This is a genomic window from Actinokineospora sp., assembly GCF_050699995.1.
Lineage (GTDB): Bacteria > Actinomycetota > Actinomycetes > Mycobacteriales > Pseudonocardiaceae > Actinokineospora.
Genome location: NZ_JBOHGC010000460.1, coordinates 1 through 23,438, shown reverse-complemented (window position 1 = coordinate 23,438; position 23,438 = coordinate 1). Strand labels below are relative to the sequence as shown.

The following is a 23,438-nucleotide window of genomic DNA, read 5'->3' as shown; positions in this document are numbered from 1 at the left end:
GATCCCGACCGCGGCCGCGACGGCCGCCAGCGGCAGCCCACGTCGGCCCGGCGTCGCGGCCCGGGTCGGCTTCGGCAGCGCGCGCAGGGCCGGGACCAGCAGGATCACGCCGAGCACCGCGAGCGGGGCCAGGCCGAGGAAGACCCACCGCCAGCCGAGCCGCTCGGTGGCGAGACCGGCCGCGGTGGGCCCGACGATGGACGGGATCACCCAGGCCGCCGCCAGCATCCCGAAGGCGGCGGGCCGGTACTTCTCCGCGTAGACCAGCGCGACCAGCACGTAGATGGCGGCGACCTCGGTGCCCAGCCCCAGGCCCTGCAGGACCCGGCCGACGAGCAGGCCCGCCATGTCGCCGGCGGTCCCGGCGACGATGAGGCCCGCGAGGAACACCGTCGGGCCGACCATCAGGACCGGACCGGGCCCGACCCGGTCGCAGACCCGCCCGGACAGCACGGTCGCCACGACGCTGGCGGCGAGGAACGAGGTGAACGGCCAGGCGTAGAGGTGGCCACCGTCGAGTTCGGCGAGCATCCGCGGCATGGCGGTGCTGACGCCGAGGTGTTCGAACGCGGCGATCGTGATGAGCAGCAGCATGCCGACCGTGGTGGCCCGGTTCTCGGTGCTCCACAGGGACCCGCTTGGGGATTCGTTGACCGTCACCCGGCCATGGTGCTACCTCCAGCACACCGGAGGTCCAGTCCTTTTCGTGAGATTTCCCGGGGAGGGCAACCTGGCTCACCACCCCAGTCGTCACCATGGGTAGACCGGGAGGGAGACCGTCGGGTGACCGATCGCGACAACGAGTTCGTCGACTACGTCAAAGCGCGCGGGGCGGCGCTGCGGCGCACCGCGTTCCTGCTGTGCGGTGACTGGCACCGGGCGGAGGACCTGGTGCAGAGCGCGCTGCACAAACTCTTCCGCGCCTGGCCGAAGATCCGCGCGGACGACGCGGTGGACGCCTACGCCCGCAAGATCCTGGTGCGCACGGCCATCGACGAGTCCCGGCGGCTATGGCGCAAACGCGAATGGGGCGCCGACGACCTCCCCGAGGTGGCGGCGCCGCACGAGGACCACGACAGCGCACTCGACGCCCGCCGCGCGCTGGCCCGCCTCCCGGCCCGGCAGCGGGCGGCGGTGGTGCTGCGGTACTGGGAGGACCTGCCGGTCGAGGAAGTCGCACAGCTGCTCGGCTGCGCGGAGGGAACGGTGAAGAGCCAGTGCGCCAAAGGCCTGGCCTCACTACGGCGGATGCTCCGCGACGAGATGGTGCTGGAGGGACCGCGATGAACAGCTTCGCTGAAGGTGCGGAGACAGACCCGCGGGAACGCGACGACGTCCGGTCGGTGATCCACCGGGCGCTGGATGAGGAACCCGAGCTGGGCTTGGAGCCACAGGAGATCCTGTCCCTGGCCCGACGCCGCCTGCGGACCAGGCGCTATGCGGGCATCGGCGGCGTGGCGGCGGCGGTCGCAGGCGTGACCCTGGGCGCGACTCTGTTGACAGGCCCGGTCGAGGCGCCAGGGATGGTGGGCCCGGCGGAGGTCGGCCGCGTCACCACGACCGCGCCGACGGTGCCGCAGGTTGTCACGACCCCACCTACGACGGTCAGCCCGTCGCCGATGAACCCGCCGAGCGCATCGACGAAGTCGACCGTCCGCCCGCCCGGACCTCCGGCCCCCACCGCGTTTCTGCGACCGAGCATCCCGCGCTCGGCACCCGTCACCTCGGCCCCGTCACCGGCGTCGGTCAGCCCGACCACCACGCGGCGGTAGATCGGACGAACCCCACGGCCTGCTACGACAGCCATCCCGACCACGCCACGAAGGTGATAGGAGCATCTCGACGATCGAGCAGTCATCCGACTGCCGGACCCAAGCCCTGACACGGCTCGCCGCCCAACGCGACGAGATCACCCGACTGCGGGCGTCCAGCACCACGGCCAGTCGCGTCAGGAGACTGCCTCAGCGCGCGACCAGCATCGGCTCCTGCAGTTGACAGGTCCGAACAGCGTGGTCCGAACCCGCCGGGCGCCCGTTGCCCGCTGACTATCGTCGCCCTCGTGCAGGAGAAACCGCAGACGTTCGACACCGCAATGACCGCCTGGCAGCAGTGGCAGAACACCCCCTGGGGCAGGCTGCGCTACACCCAGGCCGAAGCCAACCTCGCCCGCCACCTGGACGGCCTCGGCAACACTCCGCTGCGAGTTCTCGACCTCGGCGGCGGGGACGGCGGCGACGCGATCCGGCTGGCTGTCAAAGGCTGCCACGTCACCATCGCCGACTACGCCCCGGCGATGCTGGCCTCAGCCGAGCAGCGAGCCGCCGAAGCCGGCGTCGCCGACCGGGTCAGCTGCGTCGAGGCCGACGCCACCGACCCACCCGCCACCCTGGCCGGTCGCAGCGGCTACGACCTCGTGCTCAGCCACAACCTTCTCCAGTACCTCCCTGATCTCAAGCCCGCCCTCGCCGCTGCCGTTGGCCTCGTCCGGCCAGGAGGACTGTTCTCGATCATCGCGATCAACCGGCACTCCGAGCCTCTGAACCTCGCCATCCGCCAGAACGACCCAGCCGCCGCTTGCGCGGCGCTGGACACCTACTTCGCGCGCACCCTCACCTTCGGAACCAAGATGACACTGCGCACCGCCGAGGAAGTCGACACCGTCCTCAGCGAACTGGGCTGCCCGGTCATCGCCCACTACGGCATCAGCAGCGTCTGCCACTACATGACCGACGACGAGCGCAAACACGACCCGGCCTTCTTCGCCGAACTCGAACAGTTGGAGATGGCCGTCGCCGACCAGCCGCCTTACATGCACACCGCCCGATTTTTCCATCTCCTCGGCCGAAAACAGCATGACTGATGCCTGCCCTCGGGCCACCTGACAGGACTGATCTCGGTCATAGATGGCCTCAAGGAATCGCCGACGCGTGACGATCAGAACGGCAGCCAGGTTGCCCGTTGTGTTCTGACCGACGAAACACCCCCCAAGGCGAACCGACCGTCACCACCGACCGGTCTTCCTATGCGTACCCATTCCCGCTGTCCCAACGCATAGGAGAAGCACATGCGTGCTGTCCGCGTTCTGCTCGTCGGCCTCGGAGTCGGCGCCGCGACCCTGTTCACCATGTCCCCGGCCGTGGCCGCCGAAAACCAGCCCGCGCCGTCGTCGACCACGGTCAAGCCGCCGCAGCCCTCTGTCGCGCCGTCGTCGGCTGTGGTCACCTCCAGCCCCACGCCGATCCCGACCACCGCGCCCGCCCCGCCGCGGCCCAAGGGTGGCGTGGACACCGGTGGTGGTAGCCCCGAGGCTGACAACACCGGTCTGCTGCTCGGTGGCGGCGCCGCCATCGTCGCCGGGTTCGGTGCCTTCGCGCTGCGCAGGCGCGCGGTGCGTGGGTCCAACTGATCGTCATGGCCCGCATTCGTCATGGCCGCCGCGGGTTCGCGGCGGCCATGGTCGCGGTGGCACTGGTGTCCGGCTGCTCCACAGCCGTGTCCGCGCCGTCGATAACCGCTCCGCCACCCACTACCCAAAGCACCACCGCGGCGGCCCGGATCAAGCCGGTGTCGGTGGAGATCCCGAAGATCGGCGCGAAGTCGTCTCTGGTGCCGGTCGGGCTCACCACCGACGGCGCGCTCGACGTGCCGCCGACCTCGCAGCCGCTGCAGGCCGCCTGGTACGGACTGGGTCCGATGCCGGGTGAGGTCGGACCGTCGGTGGTGCTCGGGCACGTCGACGGCGACGGCAAGCCGGGCATCTTCCACCAGCTCACCAAGCTCACCCCCGGCGACGAGGTGCTGATCGCCCGCGAGGACGGCAGCACCCTGACCTTCGTCGTCCGCAGGCTCCAGCAGGTGCGGAAAGACGCCTTCCCCACCGAGGAGGTCTACGGCGACACCGCGGGACCCGAGTTGCGGCTGATCACCTGCGGCGGCAGCTTCGACCGTGCCACGGGGAACTACCGCGACAACGTCATCGCCTACGCCGGCCCGAAATCAGGCTGACAGCGCCGGGTGCGGTCGGATCGGCCGCACCCGCCTGCGCTGCGCGGGCACCGTGACCCGACCGAGGGCGGAGTTGACCGCGGCCTCGGTCAGGGCCGCGAGTTCGCGGCGGTCGGCCGCCCGGCCGGGGGCGATCTCGTCGAGCACCTGGACCCGCAGCACCAACCCCCGCAGCCGCGCAACGCGCAGCACCGAGTCGATGATCGTCTCGTCCCCGATGAACGCGGGCGCGGTGGTCTCGCGGCCGTCGGCCATCAGGAACCGCAGCGCGATCGGGCGCACCGGCACACCGCCGTCGATGGCCGCCTGGAACACCGCGGGCCGGAACCGGCCGACCCCCTGGCCGCACCACGTCGTCCCTTCCGGACACACGTAGACCAGCGACCCCGACCGCAGCGCGTCCGAAAGGGACTCCATCGTCGCGGGCAGCGAGCGGAGGTTTTCCCGGTGCAGGAACACGGTTCCCGCGGCGGCGACGATCCGGCCGAGGACCGGCCAGGAACGGATGTCGAGCTTCGCCAACGCGCGCATCGGGCGGATCGCGTTCACCGCGGCGATGTCCAGCCAGGACACGTGGTTGGTCGCCACCAGGGCGCCGCGCCGCTGGTCGGCCCGGAGATCACCGGTGACCTCCAGCCGGACGCCGAACGCCCGCAGCAGGCCGCGGAAAATCGTCTTCGCGACCAGTTCCCGGCCCGCGCGGCCGATGACCGGCAGCAGCGGGACCGCGAGCGCGCTGCCCAGCAGCACCGCCGCGGCCCCGGCCAACCGGGCCACGACCCGGGCCCGGCCGACGGTCGGCTCGCCACCGGTCAGACAGGACGGGCCGCACGGCGACTTGGGCATCCAGGCGTGGGCCATCGCTACTCCCCCAGGAAGAACTTCAGGTACCGCTGGTCGATGTGCTCGAGGCCGAGCAGCACGAAGAAGTCGGCGACACCGAAGTCGGCGTCGTGCGCGGGCGGGCCGCACACCCAGGCGCCGAGGCGCAGGTAGCCCTTGAGCAGCGGCGGCATGACGGTGCGCGCGGGCGTGTGAACCGAGTCGACGTCCCACGGGTTCAGCGGCTGGACCCGGTAGCTCGCGTCGGCATAGTGCTTGGCGCGCACGGTGTTCCACACGCCCGCCGCGAGGGCTCCGCCGTCGGCCAGCGGGACCGACGCGCAGCCGGCGAGCCAGCTCTTGCCGGAGAGCAGCATGTACCGGGCGATGCCCGCCCACACCAGGCTCACCACGGCGCCGTTGCGGTGCTCGGCGTGCACACAGGACCGTCCGGTCTCGACCAGGCCGTCGCGCATCCCGGCGAGCGCGGAGAGGTCGAACTCCGTCTGCGAGTAGAGCCCGCCCGCCTCAGCGGCGCGCTCCGGGGGCAGCATCCGGTAGGTGCCGACGATCTCGCCGGTCGTGTCCTCGCGGACGATCAGGTGGTCGCAGAACTCGTCGAACCGGTCCACGTCGAGACCGGGCACGGGGGTCCGCAGGGTCGCGCCCATCTCCTCGGCGAAGACCTGGTGGCGAAGTCTCTGCGCGGCGCGCACTTCGGCCCCGTCGTGGGCCACCAGAAGCGAGTAGCGCGCGGTACCGGTCTCTGGGGTGCTCACCAGCACGTGGGTCATATCTGTTTTCTACGGACCGGTCGGCAACCGTCACCGGCCCATTCCCGTAACCGGCCGGTGGAAAGTCAGTGAATTACCAGTGCCGCGACAATGAGTTCGGGGCGGCTCCCACTGGGAACCGCCCCGAATTCGATCTTGATTTGGCTCAGCCCTTGCGCTTGCCGACCTCTTCGGTCAGCTGCGGAGCCACGGCGAACAGGTCGCCGACGACACCGAAGTCGGCGATCTCGAAGATCGGCGCCTCGGCGTCCTTGTTGACGGCGATGATCGTCTTCGAGGTCTGCATGCCCGCGCGGTGCTGGATCGCGCCCGAGATGCCGAGCGCGACGTACAGCTGCGGGGAGACCGTCTTACCGGTCTGCCCGACCTGGAACTGCGGCGGGTAGTAGCCCGAGTCGACCGCGGCACGCGAGGCGCCGACAGCCGCGCCGAACGCGTCCGCCAGCTTCTCCACGACCTCGAACTGCTCGGCCGAACCGACACCGCGGCCACCGGAGACGACAACCGACGCCTCGGTGAGCTCGGGGCGGTCGCCGCCGACGATCGGCTCCTGGCCGGTGATGCGGGCCGACTTGGCCGCGTCGGCCGCGGGAACGTCCACGGCCTCCTCGGCCGCGGCGCCCTGCGCCTGCTCGGCCTCGAGGCCGCCGGGGCGCACCGAGACGATCGGCGTGCCCTTGTTCGACTTCGACTTGACGACGAACGCGCCACCGAAGATGGACTGCACGGCGACAACGTCACCGGCGGACCCTTCGATGCCCACGGCGTCGACCAGCAGGCCGGAACCGGTGCGAGCGGCCAGGCGCCCGGCGATCTCCTTGCCGTCGGCCGTGGCGGCGACGAGGACGGCCGCGGGGGCCGCCTTCTCCACCAGGGCCGCGAGCACGTCGACCTTCGGGGTGACCAGGTAGCCGGTGGCGTCGTCGGACTCGGCGACGTAGACCTTCGCCGCGCCGTAGGCCGCCAGGGACTCCTTGAGCTTGGCCGCCGTGCCGGGCGAGCCCACCACTACGGCCGACGGCTCGCCGATCTGGCGGGCCGCGGTCAGCAGCTCGAAGGTGACCTTCTTGATCTCGCCGTCGACGTGGTCGACGAGGACCAGAACTTCGGACATGGGGTTTCCTCCTTCGCTGCTTGTCAGATGAGCTTCTGGGCGATGAGGTACTCGGCGATCTTCACGCCACCGTCACCCTCGTCGGCGACCCGCCGGCCCGCCGCGCGCGGGGGCTTCGGGGCCGCCTCGAGCACGGAGGACGTGGCGTTGGCCAGGCCGACCTCGCCCGCGTCGATGCCGAGGTCGGCGACGGTGAACGTCTCGACCGGCTTCTTCTTCGCGGCCATGATGCCCTTGAACGACGGGTAACGCGGCTCGTTGATCTTCTCGCCGACGCTGACCACGGCGGGCAGGGAGGCCTCGAGGTGCGTGATGCCCTCGTCGGTCTCGCGCTCGACCTTGATCGACGTGCCCTCGATGGTGACCTTGCGGGCGTGGGTGAGCTGCGGGTAGCCCAGCAGCTCGGCGAGGATCGCCGGGACGGCGCCGGAACGGCCGTCCGTGGCCTCGTTGCCGGCGATGACGAGGTCGACGCCGTCGACTTTGCCGATCGCGGCGGCGATGACCTTGGAGGTCTGCAAGACGCACGAGCCGTGCAGAGCCGGGTCCGAGACGTGCACGGCCTTGTCCGCGCCCATGGAGAGGGCCTTGCGGATGGCTTCGGTCGCACGATCGGGGCCGACGCTGAGCACGGTGACCTCGCCGCCCTGCGCCTCCTTGATCAGCAGCGCTTCCTCGACGGCGCGCTCGTTGATCTCGTCGAGCACCGCGTCGGCGGACTCACGATCCAGCGTGTGGTCGGAGTCTGAGAGCTTGCGCTCCGAGTAGGTGTCTGGCACCTGCTTGACCAGGACAACGATGTTTGGCATGGGTCTTCTTCGACCTCCTGGGTACGAGCACCGTGTGTTCGCCGCCGACCGGCAGCGCGCCGCCTTGAATTCTCGTGCGGTTCGGCTGACCTTGCCATGCGGGTCGACCACTTGACACGGTGGCCTTGGCCACGCCGATGTTACTCGCCAGTAGCCGAGGTGCAAGGCGCAGCGCCCACGCGGGGGCCGTGACAGTGCTCACCACGAGCCCCTCTCCGCGGTGATGCGCGCGTCCGCGCGCTGGTCCGAACGGGTTATTGTCCTAGGAATGAGGGTCGCCGTGATCACGGACTCCACCGCCTGCCTGCCCGCCGAGATGGCCGCGCAGTGGCGGCTGACTGTCATCCCGGTACAAATCCGCATCGACGGCCACCTCGATCTTGAGTCACGAGTCCCCCGAAAGATGCTGATCGACGCGCTGCGCGCGGGCCGCGACGTCTCGACCGAGCCACCGGACCCGGCGGCGCTGTTCTGGGCCTACCAGGCCGCCGCGGCCGACGGGTGCGACGCGATCGTGTCCGTCCACATCTCCAGCAGCCAGTCCCAGACCTACGCGCACGCGAAGCAAGCCGCCGAGCGCGCGTCCATCCCGGTGCACGTCGTCGACTCCGGCACCACCGGAATGTCCCTTGGGTACGCGGCGACGGCGGCCGCCAGGGTCGCGGCGGCCGGTGGCGATCCCGCCCGGATCATCGACGCGCTGAGCCGCAGGCTCGCCGACTGCTCCGAACTGCTCTATGTGGACACCCTGGAGTACCTGCGCCGCGGCGGGCGCATCGGCGCGACCGCGAGCCTCATCGGCACCGCGCTGTCCCTCAAGCCGCTGCTGGCCATGAAGGACGGTGAGGTGGCCCCGCTGGACAAGGTCCTCGGCGGCGTCCGCGCGGTGCGCAAACTCATCGACACCGCTGTCCGCCGGATCGACGGGCGGGCGGTCGACCTGGCCGTGGGGCACGTGGGCGCGCCCGAACAGGCTCAGGCGATGCTCGACACCCTGCTGCCGCGCGTTCCGCGGGTGCGGCAGTGCGTGATCATCGAGGCCAGCTCGGCCCTGGCGGTCCATTTGGGTCCCGGCGCGCTGAACATCTCCATCTCACCCGTATAGATGGATGACTGTCTGACAAACCCGCCACCCCATGCGACCGCTATCTAAGGGGCCCGTGACGAAACCCGACCACGGTCACCGCCAAACCGCACCCATAAACGGCAGGTGACGAAAGTTGAAATTTCGGGGAGGCGGAAACGGAAGACCACCTCCCGGGGGAAAGGTGGTCTTCACGTTCGTGATGAACAGGGCGCGCTGTCATCACTCACGCGCGGCGACGTGGGGTCAGGCCGTCGCGGGAAGCCATTTCGCACGACCGGGCGCGGTGGGCACCCAGCAGCCCGAGGCCGACGTCTCGGCGCGGTGGTGGGTGAAGGCGCCGGGTGTGCGTTCGTCGGGCAGGGCGAGCAGGTCACGCAGGATGTCGGTGGCCCAGCCCGCGCGCTGCCAGAGCACCTCGGTCGGGTTGAGCACGTCCGCCGCGTCGGCGGGCAGCCGCGACGCGATGGCGTTGTTCTCGGCGTGCAGCCGGATGACGTCGATGACGTTGTGGTGGGCGCGCACACCGACGACGGCGGCGATCTCGCCGCGGGCGTCGCGCGGGTGCAGGAAGTCGAAGCCGCGGGCGACGAGCCTGCGCAGGTAGGTCTCGGCGGTCGGCATCCGCAGGACGCCGCCGCGCAGCGCGGTGGTGAAGGAGCGGATGACCTGCCCGGAGAAGACCAGGGCCGGGCCGTCGGGGCTCTTGGAGTCGCGGATGGCGGTGCGTCCGTCGGCGACCGGCGAGACCTCCTCACAGTTCCCGACCGCGCCACTCCGGCTGCCCTTGCGCCAGTTGGCGCCGGTCACCAGTGCTGCTGACATTCCGTTGCGAATCACGGTCATCGCGACCCCGCCTCCCGACGTCATCCTCACGTTGCAGATGCACGTGCATTTGAACGTGACGACGGTAACACGATCGACCGCCGGCGCAAATGCACGTGCATCTGCCGGAGTCGTCGGGCGGTCGGATCGGAGCGGCGAGCGGTCAGCGCACTTCGCCCGGTCAGATCTCCGCGCGTCGCTTGATCAGCGTCTGGCGGGTCTGGCTCGGCGTCTCGGCGTCGACGGCCAGCCGGTCGATCACCCGGCTGTAGGTCTCGATCTCCTCGCGACGGTCCAGGTAGACGGCGCCGCCGAGGTGTTCGATGTAGACCAGGTCGGGCAGCTCCGGCTCGGTGAACCGCAGCATGGTGAACGAGCTCTCCGCGGCGTAGCCGGACAGCGCGTACGGCACGACCTGCAGGCTGATGTTGGGCAGCCGGGTGACTTCGAGCAGGTGGTCGATCTGGTCGCGCAGCACCCGCGGCCCGCCGATGGGCCGTTGCAGCACGGACTCGTCGATGACCGCCCACAGCTTCGGCGCGTCGGTGCGGTGGAGCACCTTCTGCCGCGACGCGCGCAGGGCGACCCGGCGCTCGGTCTCGTCGGTGCTCAGCTCCGGGCGGCCGTGGCTGGCCAGCACCCGGGCGTACTCCTCGGTCTGCAGCAGGCCGGGGACGAACTGCAACTCGCAGGTCTGGATACGCGAAGCCGACTCCTCCAGGCCCACGTAGTCGGTGAACCAGTTCGGCATCAGGTCGCTGTAGCGGTGCCACCAGCCGGGCTCGTTCGACTGCCGGACCAGGGAGATGAACTGGTCGCGTTCATCCTTTTCGGTGACGCCGTACATCGACAGCAAGTCCTCGACGTCGCGCTCCTTGAAGCCGACGCGGCCCAGCTCCATCCGGCTGATCTTCGACTCGGAACCACGGATCTGGTATCCGGCGTCAGCCCGGCTGATCTCGGCTTTCTCGCGGAGTTTTCGGAGTTGGGAACCCAGCACGATCCTGCGCGCCGTCGGGCCACTGCTCTGACCACCATCGTTGCGGCCGTCGGCCACGCTCCGTCCCTTCCCGACTCGAACTCTCCGCTGGAATGCGAGCCCTACCTGGCCGCACTCTTGCCAACACCCCTAAGGTGAGGTTACCCCTCGACTCCGCACCGTCCATGATCCACGACGCTCTGTGAGGAAAGCATGTCCACCGACGCCCAGCAGACCGAACGTGATGTGCCTGTCTACATCGACACCAGCAAGGCAAGCATCGCGAGAGTCTACGACGCGTTCCTCAATGGCAAGGACAACTACGAGATCGACCGCGAGGTGTTCCGCCGGGTGAAGGCGGTCGCCCCCGAAGCGGCTCAGCTCGCGTACGACAACCGCGCCTTCCTTATCCGCGCGACCCGGTTCATCGCGAACCAGACCGGGGTCAAGCAGTACCTCGACCTCGGCTCCGGCCTGCCGACCGCGGAGAACACCCACCAGGTGGCCCAGCGGATCGAGCCCGACTCGGTGGTCGTCTACGTCGACAACGACCCGGTGGTGCTGGCCCACGGCCGCGCGCTGCTCGAGGAGAACGACCAGACGCACTTCATCGCCGAGGACATCTTCGAGCCGGAGCGGATCCTCGAGAACGAGACGGTGCGCAGCCACCTCAACTTCGACGAGCCGATCGCCCTGTTCCAGATGGGCACGATCCACCACTACGACGGCGAGCGGTCCCCCGCCGACATCATGAAGACCTACATCGACGCGCTGCCCTCGGGCTCGTTCGTCGGCATCAGCCACTTCCTCGACCCGCAGACCGCCGAGCACAGCGCGCTCTCGCGGCGCATGGAGGACGTGTTCATCCACAGCCCCATGGGCACGGGTGTCTTCCGCACGCAGAAGGAGATCGAGGGCATGTTCCCCGGTCTGGAGATGGTCCACCCCGGCGTCTCGCTGTGCGCGACCTGGTGGCCGGACGGCCCGCAGATCAAGCCGCTCGACCAGGTCCAGTACTGCATCGCGGGCGGCATCGGCCGCAAGCCCTGATCCGTACTGGCTGGTAGGCCATCGGCTACGGTGCCGGGGTGCGCACCGATCCCGTAGCCCCGCCTGCCGAATCGCTCCCGCTGACCGGTGAGCGCACGGTTCCGGGCATCCCGCAGGAGAACTACTGGTTCCGGCGCCACGAGGTCGCGTATCTCGACCTCGCGGAGCACTGCGCGGACGCGGTGGTGTTGGAGGCGGGCTGCGGTGAGGGCTACGGCGCGGACCTGCTCGCGGGTCGGGCCCGGCTCGTCGTGGGACTCGACTACGACCAGCTGACGGCCGCGCACGTGGCCAAGGCGTACCCGTCGGTGCGCACGCTGCGGGGCAACCTCGCGGCGCTGCCGCTGCGGTCGGACTCGGTGGACGTGGTGGCGAACCTGCAGGTCATCGAGCACCTGTGGGACCAGGACGGCTTCCTGCGCGAGTGCCGCCGGGTGTTGCGCCCCGGCGGCAGGCTGCTGATCACCACGCCGAACCGGATCACCTTCTCCCCTGGTCGCGACACCCCGCTCAACCCCTTCCACACCCGTGAGCTGTCGGGCGCCGAGATGGCCGACCTGCTGGTCGAGGCGGGCTTCGAGGTCGAGTTCCTCGGCGGCGTGCACCACGGGCCGCGCCTGCGCGAGCTGGACGCGGCGCTGGGCGGGTCGATCATCGACGCGCAGATCGAGGTGGCCGTGTCGGGCGAGCCGTGGTCCGACGAGCTGATGGCGGCGGTGACGTCGGTGCGCGCGGAGGACTTCGAGATCACCACCGAGGACATCGACGCCAGTCTCGACCTGGTCGGGATCGCGCGCGCATGAGCAAACACCCGATAGGCAGTTTCGCCCTCGTCCTGCACAGCCACCTGCCCTGGTTGCCGCACCACGGCACCTGGCCGGTCGGCGAAGAGTGGCTCTATCAGGCGTGGGCCCACTCGTACCTGCCGATCGTGGACCTGGCCCGGCGCTTCGCCGCCGAGGGCAAGCGCGACATGTTCACCCTGGGCATCACCCCGGTGCTGGCCGCCCAGCTCGACGACCCGTACTCGCTGCGCGGGGTGCACGACTGGCTGGGCAACTGGAACCTGCGGGCGCAGTACGCGGGTGTCCGCTGGCAGGGTGCCGACCCGTTGCTGCGCGAGGTCGCTGCGGCCGAGTTCCGGGCGTCCGCGGCGGCGCTGACCGAGTTCGAGACGCACTGGACTGGCGGGTTCTCGCCCATTTTGCGGACCCTGGTCGGCAGCGGCGTGATCGAGTTGATCGGCGGCCCGGCCACCCACCCGTTCCAGCCGCTTCTCGACCCGCGGCTGCGCGCGTTCGCCCTGCGCACCGGTCTGGACGACACCGAGGCGCGGATCGGTCACCGGCCCGAGGGGATCTGGGCGCCGGAGTGCGGCTACGCGCCGGGCATGGAGACGGGGTACGCGGCGGCGGGTGTCCGGCGGTTCCTGGTCGACGGGCCGGCGCTGCACGGCCACACCTCGGCGGCGCGCACGGTCGGCGACTCCGATGTCGTGTGCTTCGGGCGCGACCTGGAGGTCACCTACCGGGTGTGGTCGCCCAAGGCGAGCTACCCGGGTGACCCGGCCTACCGCGACTTCCACACCTACGACCACCCGTCGGGCCTGAAGCCGTCGCGGGTGACCGGGCGCAACGTCGAGCCCGGCGACAAGCGGCCGTACGAGCCCACGCCGGCCGCCGAGGCGATCGAGCGGCACGTGACCGACTTCGTCGACACCGTCGTGCGGAGGCTGACGGACCTGCGTGAGCAGCACGGCAAGCCGGGTCTGGTGGTGTCCGCGTACGACACGGAGCTCTACGGGCACTGGTGGCACGAGGGGCCGGTCTGGCTGGAGAAGGTGCTGCGGGCGCTGCCCGAGGCGGGGGTCCGGGTGACGTCGCTGCGCGGCGCGCTCGACGCCGGGCACCTCGGTGGTCGGGTCGACCTGCCCGCGTCGTCGTGGGGCTCGGGCAAGGACTGGCGGGTGTGGGACGGCGAGCAGGTCGCCGGCCTGGTGCACGCGGGCGCCGAACTGCAGCGCGACCTGCTGGACCTCGTCGACAAGCACCCGGTTGGTGACCGAGACCCGGTCATGGACCAGGTGCTGCGTGAAGCCCTCTTGGCCCTGTCCAGCGACTGGGCCTTCATGGTCACCAAGGACTCCGCGGCCGATTACGCTCGGCGCCGGGCCAAGGTGCACGGCGAGCGCTACGCGGAGCTGGCGAGCCTGGTTCGCGCGGGTGCGCGCGACCGCGGGTTACAGCGGGCGGCCGAGCTCGTCTCCGACGACGGGCCCTTCGCCGGACTCGATGCACGACGGTTGGGTACTGACGAGTAGGGTTTCGAGACCCGAAAGCGAGGATTCGCTCGATGCGCGTGCTGATGCTGTCCTGGGAGTACCCGCCTGTCGTCGTCGGAGGGCTCGGCAGGCATGTGCACGCGATCGCCCGCCACCTCGCCGACCAGGGCCACGACGTGGTTGTGCTGTGCCGCCACGAGGCGGGCACCGACGCCGAGACCCACCCGACCGAGGACGAGGTCCACGACGGCGTCCGGGTCGTCCGGGTCGCCGAGGACCCGACCCACCTGGTCTTCGAGAAGGACCTGGTCGCCTGGACCCTCGCCATGGGCCACGCCATGATCCGCGCAGGCCTGTCCCTGATCGACGACTGGCACCCGGACGTCGTCCACGCCCACGACTGGCTGGTCACCCACCCCGCCATCGCCCTGGCCGAACGCGCGAAGGCGCCGCTGGTCTCGACCGTGCACGCCACCGAGGCAGGCAGGCACAGCGGTTGGCTCTCCCAGCCGCTCAACCAGCAGATTCACTCGGTCGAGTGGTGGCTGGCCAACCGCTCGGACGCCCTGATCACGTGCTCCTCAGCCATGCGGGCCGAGGTGTCCCACCTGTTCGAGGTCGACCCGGAAACGATCACGGTCATCCACAACGGCATCGAGCCCCGCAGTTGGCGAGTCACACCCGCGGCCATCCGCGAAGCGCGGGCCTCGCACAGCCCCGCTGACGCGCCGCTGCTGCTGTTCTTCGGCAGGCTGGAATGGGAGAAGGGCGTCCAGGACCTGATCGGCGCACTGCCGCGGATCCGACGGACCCACCCCGGCACCCGCCTGGTGGTGGCAGGCCGAGGCACCTACGCGAAGCAGTTGGAAGAACTGGCCCGCAAACTCCGAGTCCGCCGCGCGATCGACTTCGCAGGCCACATGTCGGACCGGGAATTGGGTGCGACCTTGGCGGCGGCGGACGCGGTAGTCCTGCCCAGCCGATACGAGCCTTTCGGCATCGTCGCCCTCGAAGCGGCGGCGGCGGGAGCCGCACTGGTGTCGTCGACGGCAGGCGGTCTCGGCGAGGTCGTGGTCGACGGAGAAACCGGCCTGTCCTTCACACCAGGCGACATGGACGGCATCGCGACGGCCGTTCGCCGGGTCCTGGACGACCCCACCAGCGCCAAGCGACGGGCGAAAATGGCCAAGGCCCGCCTGGCAGTCGACTTCGACTGGAACCGAATCGCCGAACAAACAGCGGCGGTCTACGAACAAGCCGAGGCGGGACCGGCAGGTCAGCTCGGCAGGCCCAAGATCGCCAGCGGCAACGCCTTCACCGTCTAACACCCGCGAGTCCCCACCTCCCGACAACGAGTTCTCATTTCACCTGGCTTGAACTGAGAACTCATTGTCGGGAGGTGGGGACTCGCGGGTGGGTTAGGTGGACTCTAGGGATTTTTGCAGGGCCTTGCGCGCCTTGCGATCCATGTCCGCGACCGCCGCGCGGCGGGCCGCGTCCGCTTCGTAGGCGGTGAGTCTGCTCTTGACCACCTTTGCGGGCATTCCAGCGGCGATCGCGTAGTCCGGGATTTCTCCACGAACGACCGCGTGGGCGCCGATGACACAGCCTCGGCCGATCCGCGTGCCCTTGGTGACCGTGACCTTCGTGCAGATCCACGTGTCCGGTCCGATTCGCACCGGGGACTTCACGATTCCCTGGTCTTTGATCGGCTGGTGGATATCGGCCGTCACGTGGTCGAAGTCGCAGATGTAGACCCAGTCGGCCACCAGCGCGGCCTCACCGAACTCGATGTCCAGGTAGCAGTTCACGACGTTCTGCCTGCCGAACACGACCTTGTCGCCGATGCGCATCGAGCCCTCATGGCAGCGGATGGCGTTGCCGTCGCCGATGTGCACCCAGCGGCCGATCTCGAGCCGGCCGAAGCCCGGACGGGCGTGGATCTCGACGTCCTTGCCGAGGAACACCATCCCCCGCAGCACGACATGCGGGTTGGCCAGGCGGAACTTGAGCAGCCGGTAGTACCGGACCAGGTACCAGGGCGTGTACGCCCGGTTGCGCAGGACCCAGCGCAGGGAGTCCCTGGTCAGGAAGCGTGCCTGGGCGGGGTCGCGGTGCGCGCGCGACCAGAATCGCAGTCGATCGGACACGGGCGAGCCCCACATGGACGTCATGGACGAAAACGTTAACCCAGCAGTAGGGACCCGGTGGCAAGGTGGTCGTATGCCTCGTCTGATCATCGACACGGACCCCGGCGTCGACGACGCCTTCGCACTCTGTCTGGCCGCCCGCTCACCCGAGGTGGACCTGCTGGCGGTCACGACGGTGTTCGGCAACGTCGGCCTCGAATCCACCACCCGCAACGCGCTGCGCCTGCTGGCCATGTGTGGCCGTGAGGACGTCCCGGTGGCCGCGGGAGCCGCCCGCCCCCTGGTTCACCCGCAGGCGGCCGAGGGAAAGGCGGCGCACGGCGAGGACGGGCTGTCGGGCGGCGCGGACCTGCTGCCGGTGCGCACGCGTGGCACCGAACCCCTGGGCGCGGTCGACCTGATGGCCCGAGTCCTGCGTGCGTCGCCGGAACCCGTGACGATCGTGCCGATCGGCCCGCTGACGAACATCGCGCTCCTGCTGGCGACCCACCCGGAACTCGCGCCGAGGATCGAGCGGCTGGTCATCATGGGTGGCGGGCTGGCGGGCGGCAACGCCACCTCGGCCGCCGAGTTCAACATCTGGTCGGACCCGGAGGCGGCCCGGCGGGTGCTGGTGGAGGAGTCCGTCCCCACCGTCCTGGTGCCGATGGACCTGACGTACCGGTGCCGGGTCGACGCGGGCTGGCTGGAGCGGCTGGCCGCGAGCGGCCCGCTGGGCGCGACCTTGGAGTCGTTGACCGGCTCCTATCGCGCGCACTACAGCGAGTTGATGAACTTCGACGGCATGGTGATCCACGACGCCGTGGCTGTGGCCGAGGCGATGAGTCCGGGAATCCTCAAGACCGAGCGGCTGCCGATTCGCGTCGAGACGGCCTTCGGGCCCGCACGCGGGGCGACGCTCGCCGACCGGCGGCTGACTCAGTACAACGACACCACCGAGGCCCGGGTGATCGATATCGCGACCGACACCGAACTCGACGACCTGCGGGAGTTCATCCTGCGGGGTCTGTCCTGACGGCCTCGCACACGATCGCGACCGGCGACCGGCCGACGCGGGTCAGCACCACCGACACCTCGTCCGGGCCCTTGAGCTTCAGCCTGGGCCGCAGCGCGTTCGGGTCGATGTCCAGGCCCCGCACGAGGATCTCGACCCGGCCGACGCCACGCTTGGCCAGGGTGGAGCGCAGAGTCTTCTCGCTGTACTTGCCGTGTTCGAGGACTCGGAACGCGCGGATTCCCGGTGGGGGCACGGGTCCGGTGAGGTAGGCGATCCGTTCGTCGAGCTGGCTCAGGCCGTGCGCGGCGGCGTAGTGGCGCACCAGACCCGCGCGAACCACCGCACCGTCCGGGTCGATGATCCACTCACGGACGTCGGTGACCGGGCAGGTGTCGTCGGCGCGGTCGGTGACTGTCCACTCCGAACCGTCGGAACGCAGAACGGTGGCCCGCCTCGCGGCTTCCGTGGCCAGGCCGCCGGTCCACAGACAGGCCTCGCGGACAGCTCCGTCGAGGGAGACGACCTCAACCTCGTCCGCCCACGGCACGTCGTCGAAGTCGATACCCGGAGCGCACTTCACGGCCAAGTCGCGACCTCGATACGCCTCCGCGAGGGCCCCCAGGGGCGGCGCGAAGTCCTCCGGGCGCCAGCGGCGCCTGCCGGAGGAGTCGCGGCGGCCCGGGTCGGCCAGGACCGCCATGTCGCGGGTGATCGGCACCAGCGCGTCGGCTTGGGCCAGGATCACGTTGGGGCGCTTGAGGTTGTGCCGGGCCATGGCCAGCCGGACCGGGTCCAGGTCGGAGCCGACACAGCGCGCGGCCACCTCGGACACCGCCGCGAGGTCGACGCCGACGGAGCAGGTCACGTCGTGGACGTCGCGGCCTCGCAGCCTGCGGGCACGGTGCCGGGCGACCGGGGTCGGGGTGGCCTGCTGCAGCGCGGCGTCGGTGAACAGCCAATCGACCGGGTTGTCCACTTTGGACGTCGCCTTGCGGCGCAGCAGCGCGGTTTCCAGCAGGGCGGGGGCGCGGTCGCCTGCCAGGGTCCGCGCCTTGGCCACGTCGGCCAAGTAGCTCGCGGGGGTCAGCGGCAGCCGATCGATCTCGGCTGCCGCCGCCGCTCCGTCGGACGACCGCAGGAACGCCACGTCGTCGAGGGTGAATCCGTAGCCCACTCAGGTCGGCTTGCGGCCGCTGATGAGCACGTTGTAGAACAGCTCGCGCGGCAGCACCTTGCGCAGCACGCGCTCATCCAGCCACGACAGGCGCTGCCAGGTCTTGAACGCGAACATGCCCCAGCCGAAGCCGAGCTTCTCGCGCGGCACGGCGGCCTCGAAGGTGCGCACCGGCCAGCCGAACAGGGCCGCGGCGAACTCCTCGGTGACCGCGCGGACCTCGACCATGCCCGCCGCGCGCGCCTGGGTCTCCAGCTCCGCCGGGTCGAAGGTGTGGATGTCGACCACGGCCTCCAGCGCGGCGGCGCGGGAGGACTCGTCGAGTTCCTCCTGCGGCCTGCGCCACGAACTCAGCGCGCTCAGCTTGGTGACGTTGGTGGTCAGCCACCACGTCGCCTGGCCGAGCTTGCGGGCGTAGCGGTCGCCGATCTTGGTGGGCTCGCCGGCGAAGACGAACCGGCCACCCGGCTTGAGCACCCGCTGGATCTCGCGGAACGCCGCCGGGATGTCGGGGATGTGGTGCAGCACGGCGTGGCCGATGACCAGGTCGAAGCTGTTGTCCTCATACGGGATGCGCTCGGCGTCGGCGACCCGGCCGTCGACGTCGAGGCCCAGGCTCTCCGCGTTGCGCAGCGCCACCTCGACCATGCCGGGCGAGAGGTCGGTGACCGACCCCTTCTTGATCACGCCGCCCTGCATGAGGTTCAGCAGGAAGAAGCCGGTGCCGCTGCCCAGCTCCATCGCCGTCTCGTACGGCCACTCCTTGTCACCCGCGACGGCCTTGAACCGGCCGGTCGCGTAGTCGATGCAGCGCTCGTCGTACGAGATCGACCACTTCTCGTCGTAGGAGCCCGCTTCCCAGTCGTGGTACAGCACGTTCGCGAGCTTGGGGTCGGAGAACGCGGCCTCGACCTGCTCGGCGGTGGCGTGCGGGTTGGGCGTGGGGTCAGCGGCCATGGAACTCCGCCTTTCCGGGCCCGTTCTCGATGAACGACTTCAGGCCCGTGTCGCGGTCCTCGGTCGCGAACAGCGCCGCGAAGAGGTTGGTCTCCAGCTTCAGGCCGCTGGCGAGGTCGTTGTCCAGGCCGCCGTCGATCGCGGCCTTCGCGGCGGCGAGCGCGCGGGAGGCGCCGGTGGTGAACTGCCGGGCCCACCGCTTGGCGGCCTCGTAGACGTCGTCGGGTGCGACGACCTCGTCGACCATGCCGAGCGTGAGCGCCTCCTCGGCCTTGACGAAGCGGCCGGTGTAGACGAGGTCCTTGGTCTTGCTCGGGCCGATCAGCCGGGCCAGCCGCTGCGTGCCGCCCGCGCCGGGGATGATCCCAAGCAGGATCTCGGGCTGGCCGACCTTGGCGTTGTCGCCCGCGATGCGGCGGTCGCAGCACAGGGCGAGTTCGAAGCCGCCGCCGAGGGCGAAGCCGGTGATGGCCGCGACGGTCGGCTTGGGCAGTTCCGCGATCGCGGTGAGCGATCCGGTCAGCTCGGGGGCGTAGTCGGCGATGTCGGTGTACGACATCTCCGCGAACTCCTTGACGTCCGCGCCCGCCGCGAACACCTTCGGGCCGCCGTAGACGATGACCGCCTTGACGTCGTCGCGCTCGCGGGCCTCCTGCGCGACCTCGCGCAGCTCGGCCTGGAGTTGGCGGTTGATGGCGTTCATCGGCGGCCGGTCGAGCCGGATGGTCCCGATGCCGTCCTCGACCTCAAGCCGAACGAACTCACCCACGGCGATGTCCTCCTACCGGTCCGATACCACGTCGTCGAAGGTTACCTGTCAGTACGAAAGTCAGCTGCGGCGGCGGGCGAAGTAACGGTCGCCGGACCGCTCGAGTTCGAGGTCCTGACCGAACGCGGCGGACAGGTTCTCGCTGGTCAGCACGTCCTCGATCAAGCCCTGGGCGACCACGCCACCGGCGGAGAGGAGCAGCAGGTGGGTGAAGCCGGGCGGGACCTCTTCGACGTGGTGGGTGACGAGCACGGTCGCCGGGGCGTCGGGGTCCATCGCCAGTTCGGACAGGCGGGCGACCAGGTCCTCGCGGCCGCCGAGGTCGAGGCCCGCGGCGGGCTCGTCGAGCAGCAGCAGTTCGGGGTCGGTCATCAGGGCGCGGGCGATCAGGGCGCGCTTGCGCTCGCCCTCGGACAGGGTGCCGAAGGTGCGGTCGGCGAGGTGGGCGATGCCCATGGCCTTGAGCAGCTCGCCCGCGCGGCCGGTGTCGAGCTGGTCGTACTCCTCGCGCCAGCGGCCAAGGACGGCGTAGCCCGCGCTGACGACGACGTCGAGCACCTTCTCCTCGGCGGGCACGCGGCCCGCGAGCGCCGCGGAGCAGAACCCGATGCGGGTGCGCAGCTCGAAGACGTCGACCTTGCCCAGGCGCTCGCCCAGGACGTGCACGGCGCCGCTGGTCGGGTGCAGCTCGGCGCCCGCCATCCGCAGCAACGTGGTCTTGCCCGCGCCGTTGCTGCCGAGGATCACCCAGCGCTCATCGAGCTCGACGTTCCAGTTCACCCCTTTGAGGAGTTCCGTGCTGCCGCGACGGACGCCGACGTCCGTCATGTGCACAACCAGGTCGTCGGGAGCGGTGCTGACGTCAGTGTGCGGGGTCACGGCGGCCATTCTGCCTTTGCCGCGACACGGCCGGGGCTGTCGGGGTCCGCCATTGTCGGGCCCTTGCGCCAGGATGGAGGAGTGACCCACTCCGAGCCACGTCTGCTGCCCGGCCATCCCTACCCGCTCGGCGCGCACCCGGAGGCGGGCGGAGTGCGCTTCGCCGTGGCGTCGTCGATCGCCGACGCGGTGGAGTTGTGCCTGATCAACGAGGGTGGCGTCGAGCGGCGGATCGAACTCGCGGAGCGCACGTTCGGGGTCTGGCACGGGACCGTCCCCGGGGTCACGCCCGGGCAGCGCTACGGCTACCGGGTGCACGGGCCGTATGAGCCCGCTCGGGGGCTGCGGTGCAATCCGGCGAAGCTTCTCGTCGACCCGTACGCGCGGCGGATCTCCGGCACGGTCACCGACCTCGGCGCCACCCGCGGCTACCGGGGCGACCCGATGACCGGGCCGCCGTCGCGGATCGACTCGCTCGGCTCCGTCCCCCTATCGGTGGTCACCTCACTGGGCGGTCCCGACACCGGGCGGCGGCCGGACGTGCCGTTCGAGGAGATGGTGATCTACGAACTGCACGTGCGCGGGTTCACCAAGCTCCACCCGGACCTGCCGAAGGAGCAGCGCGGGACGTACCTGGGTCTGGCGCACCCGGCGGTGATCGAGTACCTGCTGCGGCTGGGGGTGACGGCGGTCGACTTGCTGCCCGTCCACAGCTTCGCCGACGAGCCGCTGCTGCTGCGCACGGGCAGGCACAACTACTGGGGTTACGCGACCCTGGGCTTCCTCGCCCCACACGGCGCGTACGCGTCGCGGCGGGGTCGCGAGGTCGAGGAGTTCCGGACCATGGTCGCGGCGCTGCACGCGGCGGGCATCGAGGTGATCCTCGACGTGGTCTACAACCACACGTGCGAGGGCGGCGCGGCGGGCCCGACGGTGTCGCTGCGGGGGCTCGACGCCCCGGCGTACTACGTGCTGGATGAGAACGGGCACGACGTGGACCTCACGGGGTGCGGGAACACGATCGACGCGGGATCGCCGACCGCGGTGCGGCTGATCACCGACTCGATGCGGTACTTCGCCACCGAGATGGGGGTCGACGGGTTCCGCATCGACCTGGCCAGCGTCCTCGGCAGGCCGCACGGCGGCGCTTTCCACCCCGACGCCCCGCTGCTGACGGCGATCACCACCGACCCGGTGCTGTCCAACCGGAAGCTGACCGCGGAGCCGTGGGACGCCACCGGTGAGGGGTACCGGGTCGGCGGCTTCGGGGTCAACTGGGCCGAATGGAACGGGCGCTACCGCGACGGCACCCGAGACTTCTGGCGCGGCGCCACCGGGCTGCGCGACGTCGCCTACCGGCTGTCGGGGTCGTCGGACCTGTACTCCGCCAACGGGCGGCGGCCGTGGGCTTCGGTCAACTTCGTCACCGTCCACGACGGGTTCACGTTGCGGGACTTGGTGTCCTACAACCACAAGCACAACCACGAGAACGGCGAACACGGCGCGGACGGAACCGACGACAACCGGTCGTGGAACTGCGGGGTGGAAGGCGAGACGCAGGACCCGGCGGTGCTGGAACTGCGCGACCGGCAGGCCCGCAACATCCTGGCGACGCTCCTGCTGTCCACCGGCACCCCGATGCTCACCGCCGGGGACGAACGCTGGCGCACGCAGCACGGGAACAACAACCCGTACTGCCTGGACAACCACACGTCGTGGCTCGACTGGTCGGCGAACGCACGCGGCGAAGACCTGCTGGCGTTCACCCGCCACCTGATCTCCCTGCGCGCCGACTCCCCCGCCCTGCGGCAGCCGGAGTTCTTCGACGGCAGGCCCACCAGGTCCGGCGAACCCGACCTGGTCTGGTTCCGCCCCGACGGCAACTCCATGACCGACGACGACTGGTTCGACGAGTCCCGGCGCACGCTGGGTATGTGGATCGACGGCTCGGAATGCCTCTCCCGCACCCGCGAGGGCGACGTCGTCGCCGACGACTCCTGGCTGCTGCTCCTGCACGCGGGTCAGGACCCGATCGACTTCACCCTGCCCCCGGCCCGGTACGGCGAGCGGTTCGTCCCGACCTTGGACACCCGCACCCGCCGCGGCGCTCCAGACGACACCACACCGCGCGCCCCCTGCGACAGGGTGCACCTGACCGGCCGGATGACGCTGCTGATGCGCGCACCCCGGTCGACCTGACAAAGCATTTCGGCGAAAGCCCCGGGCGGATCACAACAACCCCCGCCCACCACTGGGGGGCTGCCCTTGGCCAGTCTATCGACGGTGAAGGCGCGAAAGAAGGTGTGCGCGCAGGCTGTGGATAACCGGCGGTCAGCTGTGGATCACGGTGCCCACGGCAAGCCCAGGTTCCACGACGTGGGAGGCGGGGCCGCTGCCGGTCCGCCATGCCAGCATGGCCGCATGACCGGGTCGCTCCTGTGGCGTGACCGCACGATCGACCTCCAACTGGTGGCCTCGTGCGGCTGTACCGCCACGCGGCTCGCCTCTCGCTGATCAAACACCCCCAGGCGTGCCGCGTTTCGCTGTCATCACTCCGACACGAACCGAGGACCACACATGCCGACCCTTGCCGATCTGGACATCCACCCCCGTCTCGACTCCCCGCAGCTGCGTGACCTGATCCGGCCCCGCCGTCCCGTGTGGACGCCCGCCGAGCTGCGCCGGCTGACCGCGTCGGCGGTCAACCGCCTTTCCCCGCCACTGCTCGACGTGGTGCGCTTCTCCAGCC

Annotated in this window: 24 protein-coding genes; 12 read left to right on the top strand and 12 right to left on the bottom strand. The window is 70.3% G+C overall.

What is annotated here, in order from left to right; all coding sequences use genetic code 11:
* Positions 1-660 (bottom strand): MFS transporter (locus tag ACRDSQ_RS22700; RefSeq protein ID WP_431423861.1); only part of this gene is annotated, 660 nt, incomplete at its 3' end.
* 123 nt (positions 661-783) lie between these two features.
* Between ACRDSQ_RS22700 and ACRDSQ_RS22695 the strand changes: the two genes are divergently transcribed.
* The 5 genes from ACRDSQ_RS22695 (at position 784) to ACRDSQ_RS22675 (ending at position 4,005) form a co-directional block, all read left to right on the top strand.
* Complete coding sequence (locus tag ACRDSQ_RS22695) at positions 784-1,287, top strand: SigE family RNA polymerase sigma factor (protein ID WP_431423859.1); 504 nt, start codon at positions 784-786, stop codon at positions 1,285-1,287.
* On the top strand, positions 1,284-1,772 hold the full coding sequence (locus ACRDSQ_RS22690; protein WP_431423857.1) for a hypothetical protein: 489 nt from the start codon (positions 1,284-1,286) through the stop codon (positions 1,770-1,772). Before ACRDSQ_RS22695 ends, ACRDSQ_RS22690 begins: the two co-directional genes overlap by 4 nt.
* A gap of 287 nt (positions 1,773-2,059) precedes the next feature.
* Complete coding sequence (locus ACRDSQ_RS22685; RefSeq protein WP_431423855.1) at positions 2,060-2,860, top strand: methyltransferase domain-containing protein; 801 nt, start codon at positions 2,060-2,062, stop codon at positions 2,858-2,860.
* A 204-nt stretch (positions 2,861-3,064) separates the two neighbouring features.
* On the top strand, positions 3,065-3,406 hold the full coding sequence (locus ACRDSQ_RS22680; RefSeq protein ID WP_431423853.1) for a hypothetical protein: 342 nt from the start codon (positions 3,065-3,067) through the stop codon (positions 3,404-3,406).
* 5 nt (positions 3,407-3,411) lie between these two features.
* Complete coding sequence (locus tag ACRDSQ_RS22675) at positions 3,412-4,005, top strand: class F sortase (RefSeq protein WP_431423852.1); 594 nt, start codon at positions 3,412-3,414, stop codon at positions 4,003-4,005.
* Here ACRDSQ_RS22675 and ACRDSQ_RS22670 read toward each other — a convergent pair.
* From ACRDSQ_RS22670 to ACRDSQ_RS22655, 4 genes are all read right to left on the bottom strand, one after another.
* Positions 3,997-4,866 (bottom strand): lysophospholipid acyltransferase family protein, encoded by an 870-nt coding sequence (locus tag ACRDSQ_RS22670; RefSeq protein WP_431423851.1) that lies wholly within the window; start codon positions 4,864-4,866, stop codon positions 3,997-3,999. The genes ACRDSQ_RS22675 and ACRDSQ_RS22670 overlap by 9 nt on opposite strands.
* 2 nt (positions 4,867-4,868) lie before the next feature.
* Positions 4,869-5,621 (bottom strand): GNAT family N-acetyltransferase, encoded by a 753-nt coding sequence (locus tag ACRDSQ_RS22665; RefSeq protein ID WP_431423850.1) that lies wholly within the window; start codon positions 5,619-5,621, stop codon positions 4,869-4,871.
* Between the two features lie 145 nt (positions 5,622-5,766).
* Positions 5,767-6,735 (bottom strand): electron transfer flavoprotein subunit alpha/FixB family protein, encoded by a 969-nt coding sequence (locus ACRDSQ_RS22660; protein WP_431423849.1) that lies wholly within the window; start codon positions 6,733-6,735, stop codon positions 5,767-5,769.
* Positions 6,736-6,758: 23 nt separating this feature from the next.
* The gene (locus ACRDSQ_RS22655) at positions 6,759-7,544 is read right to left on the bottom strand and encodes an electron transfer flavoprotein subunit beta/FixA family protein (RefSeq protein ID WP_431423848.1); all 786 of its coding nucleotides are present in this window, start codon (positions 7,542-7,544) and stop codon (positions 6,759-6,761) included.
* Positions 7,545-7,812: 268 nt separating this feature from the next.
* On the opposite strand from ACRDSQ_RS22655, the gene ACRDSQ_RS22650 reads away from it, so the two are divergent.
* Positions 7,813-8,649: a DegV family protein gene (locus ACRDSQ_RS22650; protein WP_431423846.1), complete on the top strand. Its 837-nt coding sequence runs from the start codon at positions 7,813-7,815 to the stop codon at positions 8,647-8,649.
* A gap of 225 nt (positions 8,650-8,874) precedes the next feature.
* On the opposite strand, the gene ACRDSQ_RS22645 is transcribed toward ACRDSQ_RS22650, so the two are convergent.
* Positions 8,875-9,474 carry a DUF397 domain-containing protein gene (locus tag ACRDSQ_RS22645; protein ID WP_431423844.1) on the bottom strand — a complete coding sequence of 200 codons (600 nt, stop codon included), beginning with the start codon at positions 9,472-9,474 and terminating at the stop codon, positions 8,875-8,877.
* Positions 9,475-9,634: 160 nt separating this feature from the next.
* A complete protein-coding gene (locus ACRDSQ_RS22640; protein WP_431423843.1) occupies positions 9,635-10,510 on the bottom strand; it encodes a helix-turn-helix domain-containing protein in 876 nt (291 codons plus the stop codon).
* Between the two features lie 135 nt (positions 10,511-10,645).
* Between ACRDSQ_RS22640 and ACRDSQ_RS22635 the strand changes: the two genes are divergently transcribed.
* The 4 genes from ACRDSQ_RS22635 to ACRDSQ_RS22620 are packed head-to-tail and all read left to right on the top strand — an operon-like array spanning position 10,646 to position 15,088.
* Positions 10,646-11,482 carry an SAM-dependent methyltransferase gene (locus tag ACRDSQ_RS22635; RefSeq protein WP_431423842.1) on the top strand — a complete coding sequence of 279 codons (837 nt, stop codon included), beginning with the start codon at positions 10,646-10,648 and terminating at the stop codon, positions 11,480-11,482.
* Between the two features lie 38 nt (positions 11,483-11,520).
* Positions 11,521-12,285, top strand: coding sequence for a methyltransferase domain-containing protein (locus ACRDSQ_RS22630; RefSeq protein WP_431423841.1), 765 nt, complete (start codon positions 11,521-11,523; stop codon positions 12,283-12,285).
* Entirely contained in the window at positions 12,282-13,802 is a 1,521-nt protein-coding gene (locus tag ACRDSQ_RS22625; RefSeq protein WP_431423840.1) for a 1,4-alpha-glucan branching protein domain-containing protein, read from the top strand. The genes ACRDSQ_RS22630 and ACRDSQ_RS22625 overlap by 4 nt, the downstream gene beginning before the upstream one ends.
* A gap of 32 nt (positions 13,803-13,834) precedes the next feature.
* Entirely contained in the window at positions 13,835-15,088 is a 1,254-nt protein-coding gene (locus tag ACRDSQ_RS22620) for a glycosyltransferase family 4 protein (protein WP_431423838.1), read from the top strand.
* Between the two features lie 93 nt (positions 15,089-15,181).
* On the opposite strand, the gene ACRDSQ_RS22615 is transcribed toward ACRDSQ_RS22620, so the two are convergent.
* On the bottom strand, positions 15,182-15,937 hold the full coding sequence (locus ACRDSQ_RS22615) for an acyltransferase (protein ID WP_431423836.1): 756 nt from the start codon (positions 15,935-15,937) through the stop codon (positions 15,182-15,184).
* Between the two features lie 49 nt (positions 15,938-15,986).
* Between ACRDSQ_RS22615 and ACRDSQ_RS22610 the strand changes: the two genes are divergently transcribed.
* On the top strand, positions 15,987-16,928 hold the full coding sequence (locus ACRDSQ_RS22610; RefSeq protein ID WP_431423835.1) for a nucleoside hydrolase: 942 nt from the start codon (positions 15,987-15,989) through the stop codon (positions 16,926-16,928).
* Here ACRDSQ_RS22610 and ACRDSQ_RS22605 read toward each other — a convergent pair.
* Genes ACRDSQ_RS22605 through ACRDSQ_RS22590 form a run of 4 tightly spaced genes read right to left on the bottom strand, consistent with a single transcriptional unit; the run spans position 16,906 to position 20,698 of the window.
* Positions 16,906-18,084, bottom strand: a complete 1,179-nt coding sequence (locus ACRDSQ_RS22605) for a THUMP-like domain-containing protein (RefSeq protein WP_431423833.1) — start codon at positions 18,082-18,084, stop codon at positions 16,906-16,908. The two genes, ACRDSQ_RS22610 and ACRDSQ_RS22605, sit on opposite strands and share 23 nt — an antisense overlap.
* Positions 18,085-19,041, bottom strand: coding sequence for a class I SAM-dependent methyltransferase (locus ACRDSQ_RS22600; RefSeq protein ID WP_431423832.1), 957 nt, complete (start codon positions 19,039-19,041; stop codon positions 18,085-18,087).
* The gene (locus ACRDSQ_RS22595) at positions 19,031-19,810 is read right to left on the bottom strand and encodes an enoyl-CoA hydratase/isomerase family protein (RefSeq protein WP_187221412.1); all 780 of its coding nucleotides are present in this window, start codon (positions 19,808-19,810) and stop codon (positions 19,031-19,033) included. Before ACRDSQ_RS22595 ends, ACRDSQ_RS22600 begins: the two co-directional genes overlap by 11 nt.
* A gap of 60 nt (positions 19,811-19,870) precedes the next feature.
* Positions 19,871-20,698, bottom strand: coding sequence for an ABC transporter ATP-binding protein (locus tag ACRDSQ_RS22590; protein WP_431423830.1), 828 nt, complete (start codon positions 20,696-20,698; stop codon positions 19,871-19,873).
* Between the two features lie 72 nt (positions 20,699-20,770).
* On the opposite strand from ACRDSQ_RS22590, the gene glgX reads away from it, so the two are divergent.
* Positions 20,771-22,888, top strand: coding sequence for a glycogen debranching protein GlgX (gene glgX, locus ACRDSQ_RS22585; RefSeq protein WP_431423828.1), 2,118 nt, complete (start codon positions 20,771-20,773; stop codon positions 22,886-22,888).
* The last annotated feature ends 550 nt before the right edge of the window (positions 22,889-23,438 follow it).